Raw genomic sequence first — 21833 nt, forward strand, 5'->3', positions numbered from 1 at the left:
TTGCGTCAGCCAAACCGTTCGTGCCTGTGATGCCCGGTATAATATTTCGTTATTTGTTCGCCGAGGTCAGCCGCACCTGGCTGGTCGTTGCCGGCGTATTGGTATTTCTTACCCTCGGCCTGGGCTTCGCGCGCTTCATCGCCGACGCCGCGGCAGGCGAGCTACCGGTGAACACGGTTCTTGAACTGGCGCTGTTCAAGCTGGTCGAAAATCTCGAAATCGTTCTGCCGGTCTCGGTACTGCTCGGCGTGCTGCTAACGCTCGGGCGCTTGTGCCGCGATAACGAAATGGCGGCATTGTTCGCCGGTGGTGCCGGGCTGCGCGTGCTGTATGCACCATTTTTGGTCGGCGCGGCGTTGGTGGCGGTGTTTGCCGGTGTAATGTCCATTGTTGCCGCGCCCCATGCCGAACGCGCCCTGGCGCGCGTTGGGGCCGAAGGCGCGACCACGGTGCTTCAGACCCTGGAGCCCGGCCGCTTTCGGACTTTTCTCGATGGCGATGCCGTGTTCTACGCCGAAAAACGCGATGGCGATGACAATCTGCGCGACGTGTTCATTCGCGTACTACGCAAGTCCGAGCAGGGCCCGCCGAGTCAGACCATTGTCACCGCCGATCGCGCACGCCAGCAAATCGACGATGATACCGGCGCGGTCACACTGATTCTCGACGACGGCTGGCGCTATGAAGGCAACCCCGGCGCGGCCGACTATCGGGTAATCCAGTTCTCCGAACACGGCGTGCAGCTGGCCCCGCCCACCGGCAAGCAAAGCGACGATGTCGATACACGCGCCACGATAGCGCTCATGCAAAGCGACGACCCCAAAGCCGTGGCCGAGTGGCAGCAGCGCCTGTCGGTACCGTTGTCCATACTCATTCTCACCCTCATCGCGCTGCCGCTGGGCCGGGTGCCGCCGCGCGCGGGCCGCTACGGGCGCGTGATTGCCGGTGTGCTGGTTTATGTCATCTATATCAACGCGGTGCATCTGGCGGCCGTGGCTGTCGAGGACGCCACGCTGCCGGCGGCGCTCGGCCTGTGGTGGGTGCATGCGCTCGCTCTGGCGGCCGCGCTGGTGATGATCGCGCGTGAGAACGGCCTGTTCGCGCGGCGCCGGGGCCTGGAGACAAACCCATGAAGCTGATCGATCGCTATATCAGCCGCACGATTCTCGTGGCCACCGCCGTGGTGGCGCTGGTGGTGGCCGCGCTGGTTGCGCTGTCGGTTTTCATCGGCGAGGCCGACAATATCGGTGACGGCAATTTCGGCATTTTGCAGGCCGTGATCTATACCCTGCTCAAGATGCCGAGCGATATCTATCTGGTTATGCCAGTGGTGGCGCTGCTGGGTGCGCTGCTTGCGCTGGGCGCGCTGGCGGCGGGCAGTGAATTGATCGTGGTGCGCGCTTCGGGCATGTCCATGCGCAGGTTGGCGGTGTCGGTATCGATCGCCGGGATCGTGCTGGCCTTGTTGTCGCTGGCGGTGGGTGAATACGGCGGACCGGCCGGGGTGCGCGCGGCCGATGCATTACGCGAACAGGCACGCCATGGCCGCATTGCGGACTCGATTGAAGACGGCCTGTGGCTGCGCCAGGACAATATCGTGGTCCGTATCGACGGCACCTTGCCCGGCGGCGGCATCGACGGCATCGACGTGTTTCGCATGGACAGTGAGGGCCGCCTGCAGCAGGCGCTCACAGCGCCGCATGCGACCTTGCGCGATGGCCAGCTCGTGCTCGATACGCCGAAATTCACCACGATCAACGAAGATTCCACCGAGACCGGCACGCCGAAGACGCTGGCGATCCCCATTGATATCGATGCCGACGTGCTCAAGCTGGCGGTGACCGAGCCCAGCGAGCTATCCAGCCCCGGGTTGTGGCGCTATATCGACTATCTCGACCGCAACGATATCAATGCCGAGGACTATCGGCTGGCGTTGTGGCGCAATATCGTCAACCCGATCACGGTGTGGGTGCTGGTGGTGTTCGCGCTGCCGTTCGCCTTCGGCTCGCTACGCAGCGCCAGCGCCGGCCAGCGCCTGTTCGTGGGCGGGCTGATCGGCCTGGTGTTCTTTCTGGTCAACGAGATCGTGGCGGCGACCGGCCCGGTTTATGGCGTGCCGCCCTGGTTGGCCGCGAGCCTGCCGACCGCGTTGCTGGCGATCGGCACGTTCGTGTGGATGCGGCGTCTGGATTAGAACCTGTGCCGGCGGCGTTCAGTCCGGCTTGGGCTGAACGATGAGCTCGGTGCGGCTGACGATATCCTGCAGGCTGCGACGCTGCGCATCGACCAGACACCAGAGCATGCCCACGATCGAAAGCCACGACACCCAGGCGGCGATATAACGCAGAATCGCCTGATGCCAGGCCACCGGGCCGCCGTCGTGGTTGCGCAGCTGCATGCGCCAGGCCTTCATGCCGAGTGTCTGGCCGCCGTGCATCCAGAACCACGAGAAGAACAGATAGGGCACGAACAGGAAATACAGCCGTACCCAGGGGTTGGTTCCGTCCACGGCATGGCCGTGATTGAACGGCAGCAGGGCGAGCCCGGCCAGCAGCAACAGGCCGACCAGAAGGAACAGATCGTAAACGCCAGCGGCGATACGCCGGATCAGCCCGGCAGGATAGGCCGATAGCGCCATCACCGCCCTCCGACAGCCGGCAGGCGATCGAACCAGGGTGCGGCGGTTTCCAGCTGGGCCGCCAGGCGCAGCAGCAGCGCTTCGCTGCCGGGTTCACCCACGAACTGGCTGCCCAGCGGCAGGCCCTGCGGCGTCATGTGTAATGGCACCGACATGGCCGGCACGCCGGTGAGATTGGCCAGCTGTGTGAACGGCACATGCTTGAGGTTCTCACGCGCGATCTGTTCGACAATGCCCGAGCGAATCAAGGCGCGGGCGCTGGGCAGGCGCAGCAGCGGGCGGAGCGCGATCTGCTGCCACTTGGGCGTGGCTGCTTCACCGATACGCGCCGGCGGGTTGGCGAGCGTCGGGGTAAGCAGCAGGTCGTATTCGGCATGAAATTCGGCCAGCGCATGGCGATAACCGCGCCAGCGCTCGAACGCATCCATATACTCGGTGGCCGAGAATGCACGCCCAACATGGGCCATGGCACGGGTGTCCAGCTCGAATTCGTTGGCCGCCGCGCCCGTACGCGCACGCACGTCGTCCATCTGGCGGGCCATCTGCACGAACCACATGGATAGAAAATCGCGCCCGAGTTGCAGGCCATCGATGGCGGGGGCGGCCCGTTCGACCGTGTGGCCGAGCGATTCCAGCAGTTCGGTGGTGGTTTCGAGCGCAGCCAGTGCTTCTGTATGCAGTGGTATATCCAGCGGCGAGCTATCGAGCACACCGATTCGAAGCGGCCCGGGCGGGGTTTCGATCGCGGCCAGATAGCCGGCCTCCGGCTCATGCAGGCGCACGATCGCGCCTTTTTCGTAGCCGGCGATGGCATCGAGCATGGCCGCGCTGTCGCGTACCGAGCGGGTGAGTACATGATCGACCGCTGCGCCGTGCATCAAATCGCTGCGCTCGGGCCCACCGGGTACGCGCGCCCGCCCGGGCTTGAGGCCGAACAGGCCACAACAGGCTGCAGGGATACGAATCGAGCCGCCGCCGTCGTTGGCCCCGGCCATGGGCACCACGCCGGCCGCCACCGCTGCGGCCGAGCCGCCCGACGAGCCGCCGGGTGTGTGGTCGCTATGCCAGGGGTTGCGGGTAATACCGAATGCCTCGGGTTCGGTTACGCCCTTGGCACCGAACTCGGGGGTATTGGTCTTGCCGAAGATATTCACGCCGCTGGCGATGAAACGCCGCGTGATCTCGGCATGTTCGGCGGGTTTGAAACCGGCGCGCTTGAGCGCGGCATTGCCGTAGCCACTGGCCACGCCCGCATAGTCCTGGAACAGATCCTTGATCAGAAACGGTACGCCCGCGAATGGCCCGTCAACCGGCGCCTGCGCGCGCTCGTCGGCGATCGTGTCCATGCGATGGATCACCGCGTTTAGCGCGGGATTGATCTCGGCCAGGCGTGCGCGGGCGAGCGCGAGCAGATCGGCCGGCGAGACCTGGCGCTCGGCGACCAGGCGGGCCAGGCCCAGGCCATCATGTTGAACATATTCGCTGTATTTCATGGCGGTTCGAGCCCATTGACAAGCGGCAACAGCCGCCGAGCTTAGCAGCCCGCAAAGCAGGCGGGCGCGCAACCGTTGTAAACTAGGCAGCCAAGCACTATTGATGTCTCGCGCGCACGACACATCATCCGGCCCTTGGGCCAAACCAATTCCAGTCTTTTAACGGGGCGATATCATCAACGAGTTACGCGTTATCGAAGCGCACGAGCACGGCATCGCGCGTGAACAGATCAGTCGAGCGGCGCTCGACACGCTCGAAGGCTTGCACGCGGCGGGTTTTCGGGCCTGTCTGGTCGGGGGCGCCGTACGCGACCTGCTGCTGGGCGTACCGCCCAAGGACTTCGACGTGGCCACCGACGCCGAGCCCGAACAGGTAGTGGAAGTGTTCGGTCGCAAGGCACGGTTGATCGGCCGGCGTTTTCGTATCGCCCATGTGCGCTTCGGCCGCGAAATCGTCGAAGTGTCGACGTTTCGGGCCGATCCCGGCGCGTCCGATCCCGATGCCGATACCCGCGAGCTCGACGACGCCGGACGGGTGCTACGCGACAACGTATTCGGTTCGATCGCCGAAGATGCCCGCCGGCGCGATTTCGCCATCAACGGTCTCTATTACGATATCGCCGACGATTGCGTACACGACTATGTCGGCGGCATGGACGATGTCGCGGCCTGCCGGCTACGCTTGATCGGCGACCCGGCCGTGCGCTATCGCGAAGACCCGGTGCGCATGATTCGGGCAGTGCGTATTGCCGCCAAACTGGGCCTGACCATCGACGAACCCGCGCGCCCGCCGCGCGAGCTGGTGGGTCTGCTGGCCGATGTGCCGGCTGCACGCATGTTCGACGAAGTGCTCAAGCTGCTCATGAACCCGGCCGGCGCGCGCGTGTTTCGCATGCTGCGCGAATACGGGCTGTTCGCGCCCATGTTCGCTCAGACCGCGGCGGTGCTGGATTCGCCTTCGGGCGCGGCCAGCGAAGCCCTCATCGAGCAGGCGATTACCAATACTGCCGCGCGTATCGAAGCCGGCAAGTCGGTTACGCCCGCCTTTTTGTTCGCGGCGCTGCTGTGGCCGGCAGTACGCGAGCATGCGGCCATGCTCGAACGCGACGGCATGGCGCCTGCGCCGGCATTGGCCAGCGCCCAGAGCGAGGTCGTGGGCCAACAGATTCAGCGGGTATCGATTCCCAAGCGCTTTTCTATTCCCATGCGCGAAATCTGGCATCTGCAGCCGCGTTTTCACCGCCGGCGCGGCAAGCAGCCATCGCGGCTGATCGCGCATCCGCGTTTTCGTGCTGCCTACGATTTTCTATTGCTGCGCGCGGCGGTCGGCGAAGTCGAACAGGAACTGGCCGATTGGTGGACGCTGGCTCAGAACGACCCGTCCACGCCGGCTCCGGGCTCCGGTGGGGCGGCGCCGAGCAAGCCGCGCAAACGCCGCCGTGGCGGGCGTCGCCGTCGTAGTGAAACCGCTTGAGACGAGCCGCGATACGCCACGTGTGAGCGTGGCCTGGATCGGGCTGGGTAGCAATCTGCAATCGCCGGCCGATCAGCTGACCCGTGCGCTCGATACGCTCGGCCGTACGCCGCAGGTACACATTCTGGCGGTGTCGTCGTTCTATCGCACGCTGCCGGTGGGCGGGCCACCCGGCCAGCCCATGTTCTGTAATGCCTGCGCGGCCCTTGCGACGACAGTCAGCGCGCGCGCGTTGCTCGATCGGATGCATGCCATCGAGGCCGAACATGGCCGTGTGCGTGACGTGCGCTGGGGCGCGCGTACGCTCGATCTGGATCTGCTGGCCTACGACGATATGCGCTGTCACGATCCCGCCCTGCAACTGCCGCATCCGCGGGCTTTCGAGCGTGGCTTCGTGCTCGTGCCGCTGGCCGAGATCGCGCCCGCGCTGGTGCTTGAAGGCTACGGGCGGGTGGTCGATCGGGTGGCCGGCGTCGATCGCCAGGGTGTCGAACGCTGGGACTGCGCATGAAGGCCGGTGCCTATATCGCCATCGAAGGGCCGATCGGCGTCGGCAAGAGCACGCTTGCCGCCCGTCTGGCCGCCACGCTGGGCGCGCGCGAACTGCGCGAGGCCCCGGAAGACAATCCTTTCCTGGCGGCCTTCTACGACAATCCGGCGGCCAACGCACTGGCCGCCCAGCTGTCGTTTCTGCTCCAGCGGGCGCGCCAGATCGATACGCTGCGTCAGGTTGATCTGTTCGAGCGTGGCTGTATTGCCGATTTCATGTTCGACAAGGATCCGCTGTTTGCGCGCCTGACGCTCTCGGGCGCGGAACTTGCGCTCTACGAGGAGATTTATGCGCGCCTGGCCTGGGCCGCGCCCACGCCGGACTGCGTGGTCTATCTGGATGCGCCGGTCGCGGTGCTCACCCGGCGTATTGCCAAGCGCGACCGCCCGGCCGAGCGCGGACTCACCGAAGATTATCTGTATCGCGTGGTGGCGGCCTATCGCGACTTTTTTGCCCAATACGGGGCGACCCGCCTGATTCGTGTCGATGCCGCCGCGCTCGACCTGGTGGCCAGCGACGGCGACTATCGCGCGCTGGTGGATGCGCTGACCGGCGATCAGCGCCATGTGGTGCTCGATCAGGCCGCGTCCAGCGGCTGATCGGCGCGGGACTCGACGCATGTCAACCCGTCTTTGGTATAGTCCCGCGCCATGAAGACCAGTCCTTATCCGCATCTGCAACAGCGTGACGCCAAACCCGTCACGGTTTCCGATTTGGCGCGCATGAAGGCCGAGGGCGAGAAGATCGCCTGCCTGACCGCCTACGACGCCAGCTTCGCCGCGCTCGAGGATCGCGCCGGTGTGGATGTCGTGCTGGTGGGCGACTCGCTGGGCATGGTGGTACAGGGCAATTCCACCACCGTGCCGGTGACCGTTGACGATATGGTCTATCACAGCCGGATCACTGCGGCCGGGCTGTCGCGCGCCTTTCTGATGACCGATCTGCCGTTTCTGTCCTATGGCACCAAGCACGATGCGCTGGAAACCTCGCGCCGGCTGATGGGCGAGGGCATGGCCCAGATGGTCAAGTTCGAAGGCGGCGAGATTCAGGCCGATACCATCGAGCATCTGTCGATGCGCGGCGTGCCGGTGTGTGCGCATATCGGCCTGCAGCCGCAGCTGGTGCACAAGATGGGCGGCTTCAAGGTGCAGGGCCGCGGTGATGCGGCCGAAACCATGATCCGCGATGCCAAGCTGCTCGAAGAGTCGGGCGCGGACGTGATTCTGCTGGAATGCGTGCCCTCGGCGCTGGGTGCCGAGATCACCGCCAACGCCAGCGTGCCGGTCATCGGCATCGGCGCCGGGCCGGATACCGACGGCCAGATTCTGGTCATCTACGACATCCTTGGGTTGTCGCCGGGCCGCAAACCGCGCTTCGTGAAGAATTACATGGATAGCGCCGATACCCTCGATGCCGCGGTCACCGACTATGTGGCCGAGGTCAAGAACGGCCGCTATCCCGGCCCCGAGCACGCATTTTCCTAACCACGGGCAGTCCCGCGATGCAGCGACTCCACACGGCGCATGCGCTTCGTGAATGGCGCAGCCGGGCCGGCGGCAAAGTCGGCCTGGTGCCGACCATGGGCAACCTTCATGCCGGCCATCTGGCGCTGGTGGCTGCCGCCCGTGCGGCCTGCGAGCACGTGGTGGTGAGTATCTTCGTCAACCCGCTGCAATTTGGCCCGAACGAGGATCTCGACAGCTACCCGCGCACGCTCGAAGCCGATATCCTCGCGCTCGAAGACGCCGGCGCCGATGCCGTGTTCGCGCCGAGTGTGGATCAGATGTATCCGCACGGCGGTACCACGGCGACCACGGTGCGCGTGCAGGGCATTACCGATATGCTCTGTGGCAGCCGACGGCCGGGGCATTTCGAGGGCGTGGCTACGGTGGTGACCAAACTGCTCAATCTCGTTTGCCCGCATCGTGCTTTCTTCGGCGAGAAGGATTTTCAGCAGCTCGCGGTCATTCGGCGCCTGGTCGAGGATCTGTGCATGAACGTCGACATCGTCGGTGTGCCCACCGTGCGCGAAGCCGATGGCTTGGCACTGTCGTCGCGTAATCAGTATCTCGAGGCCGACGAACGGGCCCGTGCGCCGGCATTGGCGGCGGCGCTCGAGGATTGCAAACAGCGCCTGCTGGCCGGCGATCGCGATTTCGCCGCGCTCGAGGCGCGCGCACGCGCGCTATTGGCTGACGCCGGGCTGGAAGCCGACTATTTCGAGATCCGCTCGCCTGAACTCATTGCACCGCGTGCCGATATGAATGCATTCCGTGTGCTCGCCGCGGCCTTTCTTGGTCGTGCCCGGCTGATCGACAACATCGCCGTCGAGACGGTCGCGGCGGACGTGGCCCAGTAGTCGAACGCGGCGTTTTTCGTTAGGCTTTGGTCCTATTCCCTAGTCTTATTCCCTTCGTTTTTACGATTACAGGAAACTGTCATGCAAGTGACGCTTCTCAAGGCAAAACTTCATCGGGCCTGCACCACGCACGCCGAGCTCGATTATGAAGGCTCCTGCGCGATTGATTCCGATCTGCTGGATGCGGCGGGCATTTTCCCGTATGAACAGATCGAGATTTACAACGTCACCAACGGCGAGCGTTTCTCGACCTATGCCATCAGCGCGGAGTCCGGTTCGCGGGTGATCTCGGTCAACGGCGCGGCGGCCCACAAGGCAAGCCCCGGTGATCGACTGATCATTTGTGCCTATGCACGTATGCCCGAAGGCGAAGCCCATGCGCACAAGCCGCGTCTGATCTATCTCGACGAGCACAACCAGGTCACGCATACGCGCAACGCCATCCCGGTGCAGGCGGCCTAGCCAGGCGCCGTACCGTTCTCACGGTCGGCGATCGGCATGAGTGATCTACGCGACAAGCCGGCCTGGCGCGAACTGGGTGAACTGGCCGCGCGGCTCGAACACGCGCGCGTGGACACGATGTTCGACAACGACGCCCAACGCGCCGCGCGCTTTACCCGTGAAGCCGCCGGGCTGACCCTCGACTTCTCCAAGCAGCGTCTCGATGCGCGCGTGGTCGCCGCGCTCGAAGAACTGGCGGAAAGCCGCGGTTTTTACGAAATGCGCGACGGCCTGTTCGCCGGCGCGCCCATCAACACCAGCGAAGCACGCGCAGCCTGGCATGTTGCGTTGCGCCAGCCGGCCGATGCGCCCCTGTGCGAAGACGTGCATCGCGTACGTGCCGATATGGCGGATTTCGTCGATGCGGTGCGTTCCGGCCAGTGGACCGGCTATTCCGGCGCACCGATTCGCGATGTGGTCAATATCGGCATCGGCGGCTCGGATCTCGGCCCGCGGCTGGTTTACGAAGCCCTGGCGGACCAGGGCCCGCGCGTGCGCTGTCATTTCGTGGCCAATGTCGATCCGGCCGATCTCGACGATACGCTTGCGCATCTGGACGCCGCACAGACGCTGTTCGTGGTGACGTCGAAATCGTTCACCACCGCCGAAACCCTGGCCAACGCCGGCGTCGCGCGCCAGTGGCTGCTCGACCAGGGCGCTGGCGAGGCCGATATCGCCCGTCATTTCGTGGCCGTATCGACCAACGCCGAGGCGGTTCAGGCATTCGGCATTGAGCGCATGTTCGGTTTCTGGGACTGGGTTGGCGGACGGTTTTCGTTGTGGTCTGCAGTCGGCCTGTCGATCGCGCTGGGCCTGGGTAACGAGGTCTTCGAGTCGTTGCTGGCCGGCGCCCATGCGATGGATACGCATTTCAAGCAGGCGCCGCTCGGCGAAAACCTGCCGGCCGCGCTCGCGCTGGTCGGCATATGGAATATCAATTTCCTGGGCCTGCCCAGCCATGTGGTAGTGCCCTATGCACAACGGCTTGCCGAGCTGCCGGCCTATCTGCAGCAGCTGGAAATGGAAAGCAACGGCAAGAGCGTGACCCGCGATGGTCATAGCGCCGGGGTGGATACGGTGCCGGCGATCTGGGGCAGCGTGGGCACCAATGCCCAGCATGCCTACTTCCAGATGCTCCATCAGGGGGTATTGGCCGCCGATGTGGATTTCGTGCTGCCGCTATCCGACGCCCAGGCAGGCGTCGACGAGCGCGAGCGCCAGCGCGTGGCCAATTGCCTGGCCCAGGCCGAAGCCTTGATGTGTGGTCGCGATAGCCAGGCCCTGGCCGCGGAACTGGCGGATGAGGGTCTGGAAGGCGAAGCGCTGCAACAGCGCCTCGCGGCCCGCCGCTTCGACGGCAATCGCCCCAGTTCGACCATCCTCATGGCGCGCGTGGATGCTCATCATCTGGGCGCGCTGCTAGCCGCCTACGAGCACAAGGTGTTCGTGCAGGGCGTGATCTGGGATATCAACAGCTTCGATCAATGGGGCGTGGAATTGGGCAAGACCATGGCCGGCCAGCTGCAGGGCGAGCTCGAAGACCGCGTGGCAGCCGTCGCCCACGACGGTTCGACTGCGGCGCTCATGGCCCGTGTACGCCAGGCCTGGGGGCAGGACGAGGACTAGAAGCCTGTCGCACGTATCGTCGCCCGGTCGCCGATAACGCTAGAATGAAACCATGACCGAATCCAGTGAATATCTGCCCGAAGTCGTCTACGGTGCAGACCAGGTCGGCGCGCTCGACCGCCGTTTTATCGAGACATTCGAGGTCGAGGGCTTCGAACTGATGCAGCGCGCCGCGCGCGCGGCCTATCAGGAGCTCGCCCATATCTGGGCGATGCCGGGCACCTTGTGTGTGTTCTGCGGGCCCGGCAACAACGGTGGCGATGGGTTGCTGGTGGCCGATATCGCCCGTGACGGCGGCTGGGACGTGCGCGTGATCAGTCTTGTAGACACGCAGAAGTACAGTGGCGACGCCGCCCGGGCGCTGTCGCGTTTCATAGATAATGGTGGGACCGTCGAGGCGTTTGCCAATCAGCCGATCGAGGCCGACGTAGTGGTCGACGCGCTGCTCGGCACCGGCCTGAACCGGGATGTCGAAGGCGATTTCGCGGCCGCGATCGAGCGTATCAACGAAGCCGGGGATGCCGGCATCGGCGTGTTCGCGATCGATATCGCCTCCGGTATCGATGCCAGTACCGGCCATGTGTGGTCGCATGCCGTGCGTGCCGATGCCACGGCGACCTTCATCGGCCTGAAGCTGGGCATGCTCACCGGCGAAGGCCCGGCGCATTGTGGCGATATCGCGTTCAACGCCCTTGACGCACCCGATGAGCTGTATGTCGATCAGCCCTATATCGCCCGGCGCCTGACCCATCGGCGTCTGCGTAAGGCCCTGCGGCCACGATCACGCAACCAGCACAAGGGCGACAACGGCCATGTGCTGTGTGTGGGCGGCAACCGCGGCATGGGCGGCTCCATACGCATGAGCGCAGAAGCCGCGCTGCGATCAGGGGCAGGGCTGGTGAGTGTGGTCTGTCACCCCGATCATGCCGGGGCCATGAGTCAGGCCCGCCCGGAGTTGATGTGTCTTGGCGTGGGCGACGACGAATCGATCGCCACGCTGATCGACGCCTGCGACATCATCGCCATTGGCCCCGGGCTGGGCAGCGACCGCTGGGCCGAGAATCTGTGGACGCAGGTCGCCGCCAGCGACAAGCCGCTCGTGGTCGATGCCGATGCCTTGAACCGGCTCGCTCGCGAACCGTTCGAGCGCGACAACTGGATACTCACCCCGCATCCCGGCGAAGCAGGTCGGCTGCTCGACTGGCCCACGGCCGATGTGCTCGATGACCGCGTGAAAGCGGTCCAGACGATGCACGGGCGCTACGGCGGCGCGGTGGTGCTCAAGGGCGCCGGCAGCCTGATCGCCACGCACGAAGAACTGTGGCTGTGTACCGATGGCAATCCGGGTATGGCGGTCGGCGGTATGGGCGATCTGCTCACCGGTGTGATTGCCGCGTTTGCCGCCCAAGGCCTCACGCTCGCCGATGCCGCCAGCCTCGGCGTGTATGTGCATGCGCGCGCCGGCGACCGGGCCGCGGCCGAGGCCGGCCAGCGCGGCCTGCTACCTACCGATCTGTTCGCGGCCATTCGCGGGTTCGTCAATCCCGGGCAGGCGTGATCCACCTCGCCGATGCCGCCGCCACCGATGCCCTGGGCCACCGGCTGGCCGCGGCGCTGCGGGTGTTCGATCGCGGTATCGTGATATCCCTGCGCGGCGAACTCGGCGCGGGCAAGACAGCGCTTGCACGCGCGATCCTGCGCGGGCTGGGCCATGAAGGGCGGGTGGTATCGCCCAGCTATACGCTGGTCGAGCCGTATACGCTGGGCGCGCGCACGCTTTTCCATCTCGACCTCTACCGGCTGGGCGATCCGGAAGAACTCGAGTTTCTGGGCATTCGCGAAATAGACACCGGTCGCGACTGGGTATTCATCGAATGGGCCGAGCGTGGCGCCGGTTTTCTGCCGCCGCTGGATCTGGAAATCCGGCTTGGATATGCCGGTTCCGCGCGGCAGGTGGAGTTTTGCGCGCTCACGCCGATAGGAGAGGAGCTAGGGGCCGCGCTCGATTTTGCGAGATAGGCACGTGCTTTCAAGTGGATATGAAGGTAACGGCCCCTATTGGCTGTTTTGATTGATAAAAAATAGTTGCGCACAGAAAAGCACGGCGCTAGTCTCGCAATCGGGGAATATTACTCACGATGTTCTAGGCAGCAAACTATGCGCGCGAGCATGCAATGGCTTGTTTTCGGGCTTCTGATAAGCCTGACGACACTGGCCGTGGCGAAACAGGCCACGCTGCAGGATGTCCGTCTGTGGGCGTCGTCGGACAAGACGCGCGTGGTTTTCGACCTCGCCGGTCCCACCAACCCGGATCTGTTCATGATCGACAACCCGCTGCGGCTGGTGGTCGATCTGCCCAATGCGCAGGCGCTTAACCGCGTGACCGGCGATATCGACGGCAGCGGCCTGGTCAAGCGGGTGCGCACCGGCGTGCGTCACGGCACCGATTTGCGCGTGGTACTCGATCTCGGCGGGCAGGTGACACCCAAGAGTTTCATGCTGGACCCGGATGCCGACCACGGTTATCGACTGGTGGTCGATCTCAAGCCCAAGAACGGTGGTCCGGCACCCACTATCACAGCCGATGCCGGCTCGGACGCAGCCGGCGCCAGCCACAGCGACGACGATGCCGTGGGGCATGGCACCGCCGCCGCCAATGCCAATGCGCTGGCCCAGGTATCCGAGGCGCCCAGCCGCCAGGCCGCGCCGACGCGCGTGGCCAGAACGCCGGAACGTCCGTCGCGCGATATCGTGATCGTCATCGATGCGGGCCATGGCGGTAAGGACCCGGGCGCCCACGGGCGTGGCGGCACCAACGAAAAGGATGTCGTGCTGCAGATCGCGCGGCGCCTCAAGACCATGGTCGACGACCAGCCGAACATGCGCGGTGTACTGACCCGCGACGGCGACTATTACATCGGGCTGCGCGAACGTATGGTCCGGGCGCGCAAGGCGAAGGCGGATCTGTTCATCTCGATTCATGCCGATGCCGCGCCGCGGGGCGCGCGTGCCACCGGCGCATCGGTCTATGCGCTGTCACACCATGGCGCGACCAGTGAACATGCGCGTTGGTTGGCGCGCCGCGAAAACGCTTCGGACCTGGTCGGCGGCGTCAGCCTGAAGGACAAGGACGACAGCCTCGCCTCATTCATGCTCGATCTGTCGCAAAGTGCGAGTATCGAGGCGAGCATGGACGCCGGCGGACGGGTGCTCAGCGAATTGGACGCGCTCGGGCCATTGCACAAGGCCAAGGTGCAACAGGCCGGGTTCATGGTGCTCAAGTCGCCGGATATCCCGTCGTTTCTGGTCGAAACCGCGTTCATCTCCACGCCCGACGAAGAGCGCAAGCTCAAAAGCGCTGCCTATCAACGTCAGCTGGCAAGCGCCATGCTGCGCGGTATCAAGGGCTATTTCGCCAGCTATCGGCCGGCGACCTTCATCGCCAAGAACCAGGTGCATACCGTGCGATCGGGTGAAACGCTCTCGGAGATCGCCCAGGATTACGGTGTGAGCGTGGCGTCCCTGCGCAGTGTCAATGGCCTCAACGGCAATACCATCCGCGTGGGTGCCGAGCTTCAGATCCCGGCGCCGGGTAACCAGCAGGTCGCCGAGCTGCGTTAAGGCGCTGTATGGGCGCGCCTGATAGGGCGCTTTGATTGCGTGGTCTGAGTCGCCGGATTCGAGAGAATCGCCTGCGGCGGGTGTGCGCACGATCTACGTCGTCTAGCGTAGGCCGGGCCGTGGTGGCGGACTCGTATGAAACCTCAACACGCCCTAGACTGGGCGGATACCGCGCGCAATGGTCGCGCTGGATCAACGCCGCGCCGGGCGTGGCAAAGAGAGGCAGCAGTGGTTCTTCTCCTGGGGGTCGCGGCCGGGCTCGCCTACGGGCTGACCGCGTTCGCGGGCGCATTCCTGGCCGTACCCTTGCTTGTACTGTTTGCGGGCGTGACTTTTCATATGGCGCTGCCGATCGCCCTGTTTGCGCTGGGTATCTGTGCCGCGATCGCAGCCGGTGATGCCGTGCGTGCGCGCCAATGCGATATTTTCGCAAGTGTCTGGTTGATGGGCGGTTCGTTGCCCGTGGCGCTGGCGCTGGGCGCGCTGGCGCATTCGTTGTCGGACTCGGTGCTGGCAACGCTGTTCGTGGTGGCCGCGATCATATTCGGGCCTTTGCTGTTGCTGACCGTGCGTGCCTTTGCCGCGCATGTCGCGCTGCCGCCCGCGGCCCTGCTGCATGCGCCGCGGCGCAGTCTTACCGATGCCAGCACGCACATCGCGCGTAGCCCGGGCGATAATGTCGGCCTGTTGTTCGCGGGTATGGGCTGCGGCGTCTTGACAGCGTTGGTGTCGGCGCCCGGTTCCTGGATCGGCTGGCGCGTACTCCAGCAGCGCTGGCCCGGCCAGCCGCATCTGGCAGTCGGCACGCTGGCCCTGGTGACAGCGGTCGTGGCGACCCTGACTGCCGGCTGGCAGTTTCTGTTCGTCGCCGACGTGCCCGGCTATACGGCCGGACTGTATGTGCTGGGTACAGTCGCCGGCATGGGCATCGCGCGCCGGGTGCAGCAGCGTCTGCCGTTCGCGGCGACCCATCGCGTGCTGGGTGTTCTGACCGTGGTTGCAGCGCTGGCGCTGTGGGTGGCGGTAATGGGCAGTATCCGCGCCAGCTTATGAAACCGCTCGTGCTCGTCGGCGCTGGCCACAGTCATATTGCCCTGCTTGGGCGGGCAGAGCGCCTGCGTGCGGCGGGTTTCGACATAACCCTCGTCGACCCGGGCAGCTTCTGGTATGGCGGCGCGGCCGCTGGCGTGCTGGCAGGACAATTCAGCCAGGCCGCGCTCAAGCTGCCGTTACGCCGTTTCTGTGCCGATCGCGGTGTGCACTACCGCGCCGATCGAGCAATCGGCATGGATACGCGTCATCGCCGGCTGTGGCTTGCCAGCGGGGACATGCTCAACTTCGATACGCTTTCGATGGATGTCGGCCTGGAGAACAGCTTGTCGGTGGCCACCGGCAGTCACGAACCGCCGCAGCTATGGTCGGCGGTGGATGTCAGTGCATTGTTGCAGTTCGCCGATACATTGATGTCGGAAAGCCGGGGCGGGGCACTGCGGCGTATCGCAGTGGTCGGCGCCGGTGCACGCGCGCTGGAGGTGGTGGCCGGGTTGGGCGCACACCCGCAGGCGCGCGCATTCCAGATCGCCTGGTTCGTGCCGCATGCGCGGATATTGCCGGGCGCGCCGGTGGCGCTTGAGCGTCGTATCCGGCGGCGGTTGACCGCGCGCGGCGTGGAGATCATCGCGCACACGGCAATTATCCAGAAGGTCGACGGGGCGATCGTGAGTGACGATGGTCGGCGTTTCGCCATGGATCATGCCGTGCTCGCCGGCGATGCCAGTGCCGCACGGTTCGTACACGCGGCGCGCCTGCCCGCCCAGCAGGCCGGACTCTATGTCACCCGGCGGCTGCAATCGCCATCGGATGCGCGCGTCTATGCAGCAGGCGCCTGTGCCAGTGTGCTCGGCGCGCAGGGCGAACACCGTTATAGCGAACGCCATGCACGCGTTCTCGCCCACAATATCGAGGCAGGCGCACGACAGCGCCCTTTTCAGAGTGTGCGCGCAAACGCTGGCGCTACGGTGGTCGATCTGGGCGATGGACAGGCAGCCGGGTGGCGTGGCCGGTTGTGGTGGCAGGGCCGTGCGCTGGCACGTCGCAAGGCGCGTTCTCACGCGAAATGGCTGGCGTTGATTGCGCAATATGCGCCCGTCAGTCGATAACGCTGCCAATGCGTCGGCCACTGGCTTGAGCTGCCTTCCTTCTAATAGGCCATCGATTCTGAACCGCGCATAAAAAAGGCGACGCATCGAACGATGCGCCGCCTCCAACCGGATCGTCGTTAAACCGACGGTGCGCGGTTACGCGGACTGAAGGTTTTCCCGAACCGCCTTCTCGACGCGCTCGCCGATGGTTTCATCGACGTTGCGCCAGTACTGGAAGGCGCGCTGGAGCACGTCTTCGCCCACGCCGTCGGACAGATGACCCGCGATGTTATGCACCAGACGGTCACGTTCTTCGTCGTTCATCACCTTGTTGACGAGATCGTTGGCCTGGTTGAAGTCGCCGTCATCCTTGCGCAGCGTATAGGCCGCACGAACCATGGCACCGTCGGCTTCCCAGACGTTGTTCGCCGGGTAGGCATCCGGGTTGGCATGGGCGCCGCCCTTGGTGTTGGGCACATAGACCGGATCGCTCACGTTCTGGATGCGCATGGCACCACCCTTGGTGTAGCTGTGAACCGGCGATCTCGGCACGTTGACCGGGATCTGCTTGTAGTTCACGCCCAGACGGGCACGGTGTGCGTCGGCGTAGGAAATGGTGCGGGCCAGCAGCATCTTGTCGGGCGAAACACCGGTGCCGGGGACCATGTTGTTGGGCTCGAAGGCCGCCTGTTCGATTTCGGTATGGAAATCGGTCGGGTTGCGGTCGAGCTTCATGCGACCCACCGTATGCAGCGGGTAGTCCTCGTGCGGCCAGACCTTGGTCAGGTCGAACGGGTTGATGCGATAGGTCTTGGCATCCTTGTAGGGCATGATCTGAACCTGCAGGGTCCAGGTCGGATACTCGCCGCGTTCGATCGCTTCGAACAGATCGCGACGGTGATAGTCGGCGTCGGAGCCGGCCATCTGATCGGCCTGTTCCTGGGTCAGGCACTTGATGCCCTGATCGGTCTTGAAGTGGTACTTCACCCAGAAACGCTCGCCTTCGGCGTTGACCCACATATAGGTATGGCTGGAGTAGCCGTTCATGTGGCGCCAGGTGGCGGGCACGCCGCGATCGCCCATCAGCCAGGTGACCTGATGCGCCGATTCCGGCGACTGGGTCCAGAAGTCCCACTGCATGTCGTGGTCGCGCAGGCCGTTGTCGGCACGACGCTTCTGCGAGTGGATGAAGTGCTGGAACTTCATCGGGTCGCGCACGAAGAACACGGGGGTGTTGTTACCCACCATGTCGAAGTTGCCTTCCTCGGTATAGAACTTCAGCGCGAAGCCGCGCGGATCACGCCAGGTGTCGGGGCTGCCGGATTCGCCGGCGACCGTGGAGAAACGTGCGACCATCGGGGTGGTGGCGCCTTTCTGCAGGAAGGAGGCCTTCGTGTATTTGCTGACGTCTTCGGTGACTTCGAACTGGCCGAAGGCGCCGCCGCCCTTGGCATGGGGCTGGCGGTCCGGAATCATTTCCCGGTTGAAGGCCGCCATCTGCTCCATGAGGAAGTGATCGTGCATGACGATCGGGCCGTCGTTGCCGACGGTCAGCGAATGCTCGTCGCTCGGATACGGTTCGCCGCCGGTGGTCGTTTCTGTTTTATGGATATCGTCCGTCAAGGTTTTACCCTCCAGGTGGTGGTTTACGCGACGCGTACGCCGCATATCGTTATCGTCGCGACTGATCATCGTCCGTGCTGGCAGTGTCGGCCGTACGGCACACGCCGCAGATGCCCCAGTACATGACCTCGGCTTCGTCGATTTCAAAGCCGTGGTCGTGATCGGGATCCAGGCAGGGACGCACGCCAACGGCACAATCGACATCCTCGATACGCCCGCACCGCCGACACACCAGATGATGGTGGTTGTCGCCGGTGCGCCGCTCGAACCGCGCCGGATGGCCGGCCGGTTTGATCTGCTGTACCAGATTGGCTTCGAGACAAGCATTGAGTACGTCGTAGACCGCCTGTTTCGAAATCGAGCCCAGCCGTTGACGCACGCCTTCATGCACCTGCTCGACGGTGGCATGGGGGTTGTCCGCAAGCCACTCGAGCACGCCATGGCGCGCGGCCGTGACCCGCATTCCGCGGGCACGAAGCTGTTGAACGATGGGTGTCATGTCTCGACTCATGGCCAGCCGATACTCGGCGATAAACTTGAACGAGTCAAGTTTACGATTGGCTACAGTCAATCCTGGCGTCACAAGCGCGGGCAGCCGGCCAAATCGGGCGCACCGGTCGCGCTCCGGCGCGCACGCGATTTTGCGAACCCGCCAGACTTGGCCGACACTATGGCGCTGCCCAGACCGATGCAGCCTCATGCCGATTCGCCGACTCGATGACCAGTTGATCAGCCAGATCGCCGCCGGCGAGGTAGTCGAGCGTCCGGCGTCGATCGTCAAGGAACTCATGGAAAACAGCCTCGACGCGGGTGCGGGCTGGATTCACGTGACGATCGAACATGGCGGTCTGCGTCGTATTGTGGTGGCCGATGATGGCCACGGTATTGCAGGCGACGATCTGGCACTGGCCGTGGCCCGTCATGCCACCAGCAAGATCGATAGCCTGGATGCGCTCGAGTCGGTGGCAAGTCTTGGGTTTCGTGGCGAAGCGCTGGCCAGTATTGCCTCGGTATCACAGCTGACGTTGACGTCGCGCACGGCCGACGCCGATTGCGCCTATGCGATCAGCCCGGCCAGCAGCGATACGCCGCGCCCGGCAGCCCTCGATCGTGGTACGCGCGTGGAAGTGCGCGAACTGTTTGCGCGTATCCCGGCGCGGCGTAAGTTCCTGCGCGCGCCGGCGACCGAATTCGCGCATATCCGCAAGGCTTTCAATCAGCTGGCCCTGTCGCGCTTCGATATCGGCTTCGTACTGCATCACGACGGCACCGAAGTCGCGCGTATCGCCCCCGCGCAGAATCCCGAGGCCATGCAGCAGCGCGTGGACAAACTCATCGGCGGGGCGTTTGGTGATCATGCCGTGGCCGTGGATGAACAGGCCGCCGGCATGCGTCTGTCCGGCTGGATTGCCACGCCGGGGTTTTCCCGGGGCCAGGCCGATCGCCAGTACAGCTATGTGAACAACCGGCCGATTCGCGACAAGGTGTTCAATCACGGCGTGCGCCTGGCGTATCGCGATCTGTTGCACAACCAGCGCCACCCGGCCTATGTGCTCTATCTGACGCTGGATACCCGCCAGGTCGACGTGAACGCCCATCCGGCCAAGGCCGAAGTACGTTTTCGCGAATCGCGGCTGGTACACGATTTCGTGTTTCGCAGCGTCGGCCGGGCACTGGCCGCGGTCGAGGCCAAACCACATGCCGCACGCGAGGTCGAGCTGCCGGTAACCGCGAGTGAAAGCCCGCCGCCATCGAACCCGATCGCCAGCGCGGGCGTGCAGCAATCCTTCGATACCCGGCCATACAGTGGCGGGGCGCCGGGTGTCGCCCAGTCGCGTGCGGCCTATGCCTTCCAGATGCCGAGCGCCCCCGAGCCGTCGCTGCAGGCGCCGCCGGCCGCGCCTGCGAGCGCGAATGATGAGCGCGCGCCCATGCCGGCGCTGGGCTATGCCATCGGCCAACTGCACGATATTTATATTCTGGCCCAGAACCGCGAGGGCCTGGTGCTCGTGGATATGCATGCCGCGCATGAGCGCGTGCTCTACGAACAACTCAAACAGGAGTATTCGGCGGGCCATGTCCAGTCAAAGCGCTTACTCGTACCGGAAACGTTGTCGGTATCGGAACAGGAAGCCGCGGCGATCGAAACCCACGCCGAGGCCCTGGCGGCGGTGGGGCTGGAAATCACCCGCGCCGGGCCTACCAGCGGGCTGCTGCGCGCGGTGCCGGCACTGCTGGCCAACGAGGATTACGTGGCCTTGGCCTATGACATGATCGGCGAACTCGGCGAGGGCCTGCGCGGCGCGGCCGGCGTGCGCGATCGTATCGACGACGTGCTGGCCGATATGGGCTGCAAGGCTGCGGTGAAGGCCGGGCGCCGGCTGACCCTGACCGAAATGAATGCGCTGTTGCGCGATATGGAACATACCGAGCGGGCCGGCCATTGCAATCATGGCCGCCCGAGCTGGGTTCAGGTCGACATGGCCGGCCTGGACCGGCTGTTCATGCGCGGCAAGTGACGATGAATACGCACAGACCGGGCGTGGTCTTTCTGCTCGGGCCGACCGCCTCCGGCAAGACCGGTTTGGCCATCGAGCTGGTCGAACGCCTGAATGCCGAGATCGTGTCGGTGGATTCGGCCATGGTCTATCGCGGCATGGATATCGGCACCGCCAAACCGGATGCCGAAACGCTGGCCCGGGCGCCGCATGCGCTGATCGATATTCGTGACCCGGCCGAGCCGTATTCGGCCGCCGATTTTCGGGCCGATGCCATCGCCGAGATCGAGCGCATTCATGCCGCTGGCCGGCTGCCGCTGCTCACCGGTGGCACCTCTTTGTATTTTCGCGCCCTCGAACATGGGCTCAGCGAAATGCCGTCGCGCGATGAAGCCGTGCGCGCCCATCTGAATGCCGAGGCCGAGCGCCACGGCTGGGCGCAACTGCATGAACGCCTGGCAGCGATCGACGCCGAGACCGCGCAGCGGATTCATCCCAACGATGCCCAGCGTATTCAGCGCGCGCTCGAGATTCATACGCTGACCGGGCTCGCCCCCAGCGTATTGCATGCCCGGGACAAGGCGCGCCGGAACGTGGCTGCGCTGCCGTGGTCTATCGGCAAGATCGCGGTCGCGCCAGCGCGGCGCGAAACGCTGCATGCACGCATCGCCCAGCGCTTCGAGACGATGTTGGCACAAGGCTTGTATGCCGAGGTTGAAAAGCTGCACGCCCGGCCCGATCTAAACCTCGAATTGCCGTCGATGCGGGCGGTCGGTTATCGCCAGCTCTGGCAGGTGCTGGATGGGCAGATGACATTGGACGAGGGGATCACCCGCGCGGTGTTTGCCTCGCGTCAGCTGGCCAAACGGCAACTGACCTGGCTACGCTCGCTGGAACGGGTTGCATGGCTGGAAAGTGAAGAAAAAAACATTACAAATCAGGCATTAGAAGCCATCCGGGCAGCCGGCCAGTCTGTCGGGCCCGTGCTATAATCGAATCATACGAATTTTATACCCCTGCTTTTTCGGAGTCTGAATCCATGGCAAAAGGCCAAACACTACAAGAACCATTCCTCAATGCCTTGCGCAAGGAGCGCGTGCCGGTGTCGATTTATCTGGTCAACGGCATCAAGCTTCAGGGTCAGATCGAGTCCTTCGACCAGTTCGTGGTACTGCTGCGTAACGCGGTCAACCAGATGGTCTACAAACACGCAATTTCCACCATCGTGCCCTCGCGCAACGTCCGCTCGGAAATGCATGAGGAAATGAATCAGAACAGTGAGGTTGACGGTAATTCCTGATACAGCGCG

The 21833-nt window shown here is 64.5% G+C and carries 21 protein-coding genes; 17 read left to right on the forward strand and 4 right to left on the reverse strand.

The features are described from left to right. The first annotated feature begins 29 nt into the window (after positions 1-29). Together lptF and lptG are read left to right on the forward strand one after the other, a co-directional pair. A complete protein-coding gene (gene lptF, locus T5B8_RS07935) occupies positions 30-1133 on the forward strand; it encodes an LPS export ABC transporter permease LptF (RefSeq protein WP_353177736.1) in 1104 nt (367 codons plus the stop codon). Further along, complete coding sequence (gene lptG / locus T5B8_RS07940) at positions 1130-2194, forward strand: LPS export ABC transporter permease LptG (protein ID WP_353177737.1); 1065 nt, start codon at positions 1130-1132, stop codon at positions 2192-2194. The genes lptF and lptG overlap by 4 nt, the downstream gene beginning before the upstream one ends. An 18-nt stretch (positions 2195-2212) precedes the next feature. Here the strand turns inward: lptG and T5B8_RS07945 are convergent, their stop codons facing one another. Both T5B8_RS07945 and T5B8_RS07950 read right to left on the reverse strand, forming a co-directional pair. Then, entirely contained in the window at positions 2213-2638 is a 426-nt protein-coding gene (locus tag T5B8_RS07945) for an RDD family protein (protein WP_353177739.1), read from the reverse strand. Further along, the gene (locus T5B8_RS07950) at positions 2638-4131 is read right to left on the reverse strand and encodes an amidase (protein WP_353177741.1); all 1494 of its coding nucleotides are present in this window, start codon (positions 4129-4131) and stop codon (positions 2638-2640) included. The genes T5B8_RS07945 and T5B8_RS07950 overlap by 1 nt, the downstream gene beginning before the upstream one ends. Before the next feature lie 214 nt (positions 4132-4345). Between T5B8_RS07950 and pcnB the strand changes: the two genes are divergently transcribed. The 12 genes from pcnB to T5B8_RS08010 all read left to right on the forward strand — a co-directional run bounded on the left by pcnB (position 4346) and on the right by T5B8_RS08010 (position 16421). After that, positions 4346-5605: a polynucleotide adenylyltransferase PcnB gene (pcnB, locus tag T5B8_RS07955; protein ID WP_502950741.1), complete on the forward strand. Its 1260-nt coding sequence runs from the start codon at positions 4346-4348 to the stop codon at positions 5603-5605. Beyond that, entirely contained in the window at positions 5592-6116 is a 525-nt protein-coding gene (gene folK / locus T5B8_RS07960) for a 2-amino-4-hydroxy-6-hydroxymethyldihydropteridine diphosphokinase (protein ID WP_353177743.1), read from the forward strand. Before pcnB ends, folK begins: the two co-directional genes overlap by 14 nt. After that, positions 6113-6754, forward strand: coding sequence for a deoxynucleoside kinase (locus T5B8_RS07965; protein WP_353177744.1), 642 nt, complete (start codon positions 6113-6115; stop codon positions 6752-6754). Before folK ends, T5B8_RS07965 begins: the two co-directional genes overlap by 4 nt. 51 nt (positions 6755-6805) lie before the next feature. After that, positions 6806-7639, forward strand: a complete 834-nt coding sequence (panB, locus tag T5B8_RS07970) for a 3-methyl-2-oxobutanoate hydroxymethyltransferase (RefSeq protein WP_353177745.1) — start codon at positions 6806-6808, stop codon at positions 7637-7639. 17 nt (positions 7640-7656) lie between these two features. Continuing rightward, on the forward strand, positions 7657-8514 hold the full coding sequence (gene panC / locus T5B8_RS07975; protein ID WP_353177747.1) for a pantoate--beta-alanine ligase: 858 nt from the start codon (positions 7657-7659) through the stop codon (positions 8512-8514). Between the two features lie 81 nt (positions 8515-8595). Beyond that, positions 8596-8976 carry an aspartate 1-decarboxylase gene (gene panD / locus T5B8_RS07980; RefSeq protein WP_353177749.1) on the forward strand — a complete coding sequence of 127 codons (381 nt, stop codon included), beginning with the start codon at positions 8596-8598 and terminating at the stop codon, positions 8974-8976. 36 nt (positions 8977-9012) lie between these two features. Then, positions 9013-10641 carry a glucose-6-phosphate isomerase gene (gene pgi, locus T5B8_RS07985; RefSeq protein WP_353177751.1) on the forward strand — a complete coding sequence of 543 codons (1629 nt, stop codon included), beginning with the start codon at positions 9013-9015 and terminating at the stop codon, positions 10639-10641. A 52-nt stretch (positions 10642-10693) separates the two neighbouring features. After that, positions 10694-12199 carry an NAD(P)H-hydrate dehydratase gene (locus T5B8_RS07990; RefSeq protein WP_353177752.1) on the forward strand — a complete coding sequence of 502 codons (1506 nt, stop codon included), beginning with the start codon at positions 10694-10696 and terminating at the stop codon, positions 12197-12199. Then, entirely contained in the window at positions 12196-12660 is a 465-nt protein-coding gene (gene tsaE / locus T5B8_RS07995; RefSeq protein WP_353177754.1) for a tRNA (adenosine(37)-N6)-threonylcarbamoyltransferase complex ATPase subunit type 1 TsaE, read from the forward strand. Before T5B8_RS07990 ends, tsaE begins: the two co-directional genes overlap by 4 nt. Positions 12661-12810: 150 nt before the next feature. After that, positions 12811-14262 carry an N-acetylmuramoyl-L-alanine amidase gene (locus tag T5B8_RS08000; RefSeq protein WP_353177756.1) on the forward strand — a complete coding sequence of 484 codons (1452 nt, stop codon included), beginning with the start codon at positions 12811-12813 and terminating at the stop codon, positions 14260-14262. A 228-nt stretch (positions 14263-14490) separates the two neighbouring features. Continuing rightward, positions 14491-15315, forward strand: coding sequence for a TSUP family transporter (locus T5B8_RS08005; protein WP_353177758.1), 825 nt, complete (start codon positions 14491-14493; stop codon positions 15313-15315). Next, positions 15312-16421, forward strand: coding sequence for an NAD(P)/FAD-dependent oxidoreductase (locus T5B8_RS08010; protein ID WP_353177759.1), 1110 nt, complete (start codon positions 15312-15314; stop codon positions 16419-16421). Before T5B8_RS08005 ends, T5B8_RS08010 begins: the two co-directional genes overlap by 4 nt. Positions 16422-16559: 138 nt before the next feature. On the opposite strand, the gene T5B8_RS08015 is transcribed toward T5B8_RS08010, so the two are convergent. Together T5B8_RS08015 and T5B8_RS08020 are read right to left on the reverse strand one after the other, a co-directional pair. Further along, on the reverse strand, positions 16560-18026 hold the full coding sequence (locus T5B8_RS08015) for a catalase (protein WP_353177761.1): 1467 nt from the start codon (positions 18024-18026) through the stop codon (positions 16560-16562). A gap of 49 nt (positions 18027-18075) precedes the next feature. Then, positions 18076-18537: a Fur family transcriptional regulator gene (locus T5B8_RS08020; protein WP_353177763.1), complete on the reverse strand. Its 462-nt coding sequence runs from the start codon at positions 18535-18537 to the stop codon at positions 18076-18078. Between the two features lie 187 nt (positions 18538-18724). On the opposite strand from T5B8_RS08020, the gene mutL reads away from it, so the two are divergent. From mutL to hfq, 3 genes are read left to right on the forward strand one after another with little or no spacing between them, the layout of a single operon-like run. Then, complete coding sequence (gene mutL, locus T5B8_RS08025) at positions 18725-20545, forward strand: DNA mismatch repair endonuclease MutL (protein WP_353177765.1); 1821 nt, start codon at positions 18725-18727, stop codon at positions 20543-20545. Positions 20546-20547: 2 nt separating this feature from the next. Further along, a complete protein-coding gene (gene miaA, locus T5B8_RS08030) occupies positions 20548-21516 on the forward strand; it encodes a tRNA (adenosine(37)-N6)-dimethylallyltransferase MiaA (protein ID WP_353177767.1) in 969 nt (322 codons plus the stop codon). Between the two features lie 47 nt (positions 21517-21563). Then, positions 21564-21824: an RNA chaperone Hfq gene (gene hfq / locus T5B8_RS08035; RefSeq protein ID WP_353177769.1), complete on the forward strand. Its 261-nt coding sequence runs from the start codon at positions 21564-21566 to the stop codon at positions 21822-21824. Positions 21825-21833: the final 9 nt, after the last annotated feature.

The organism is Salinisphaera sp. T5B8 (assembly GCF_040361255.1).
Classification (GTDB): Bacteria; Pseudomonadota; Gammaproteobacteria; order Nevskiales; family Salinisphaeraceae; genus Salinisphaera.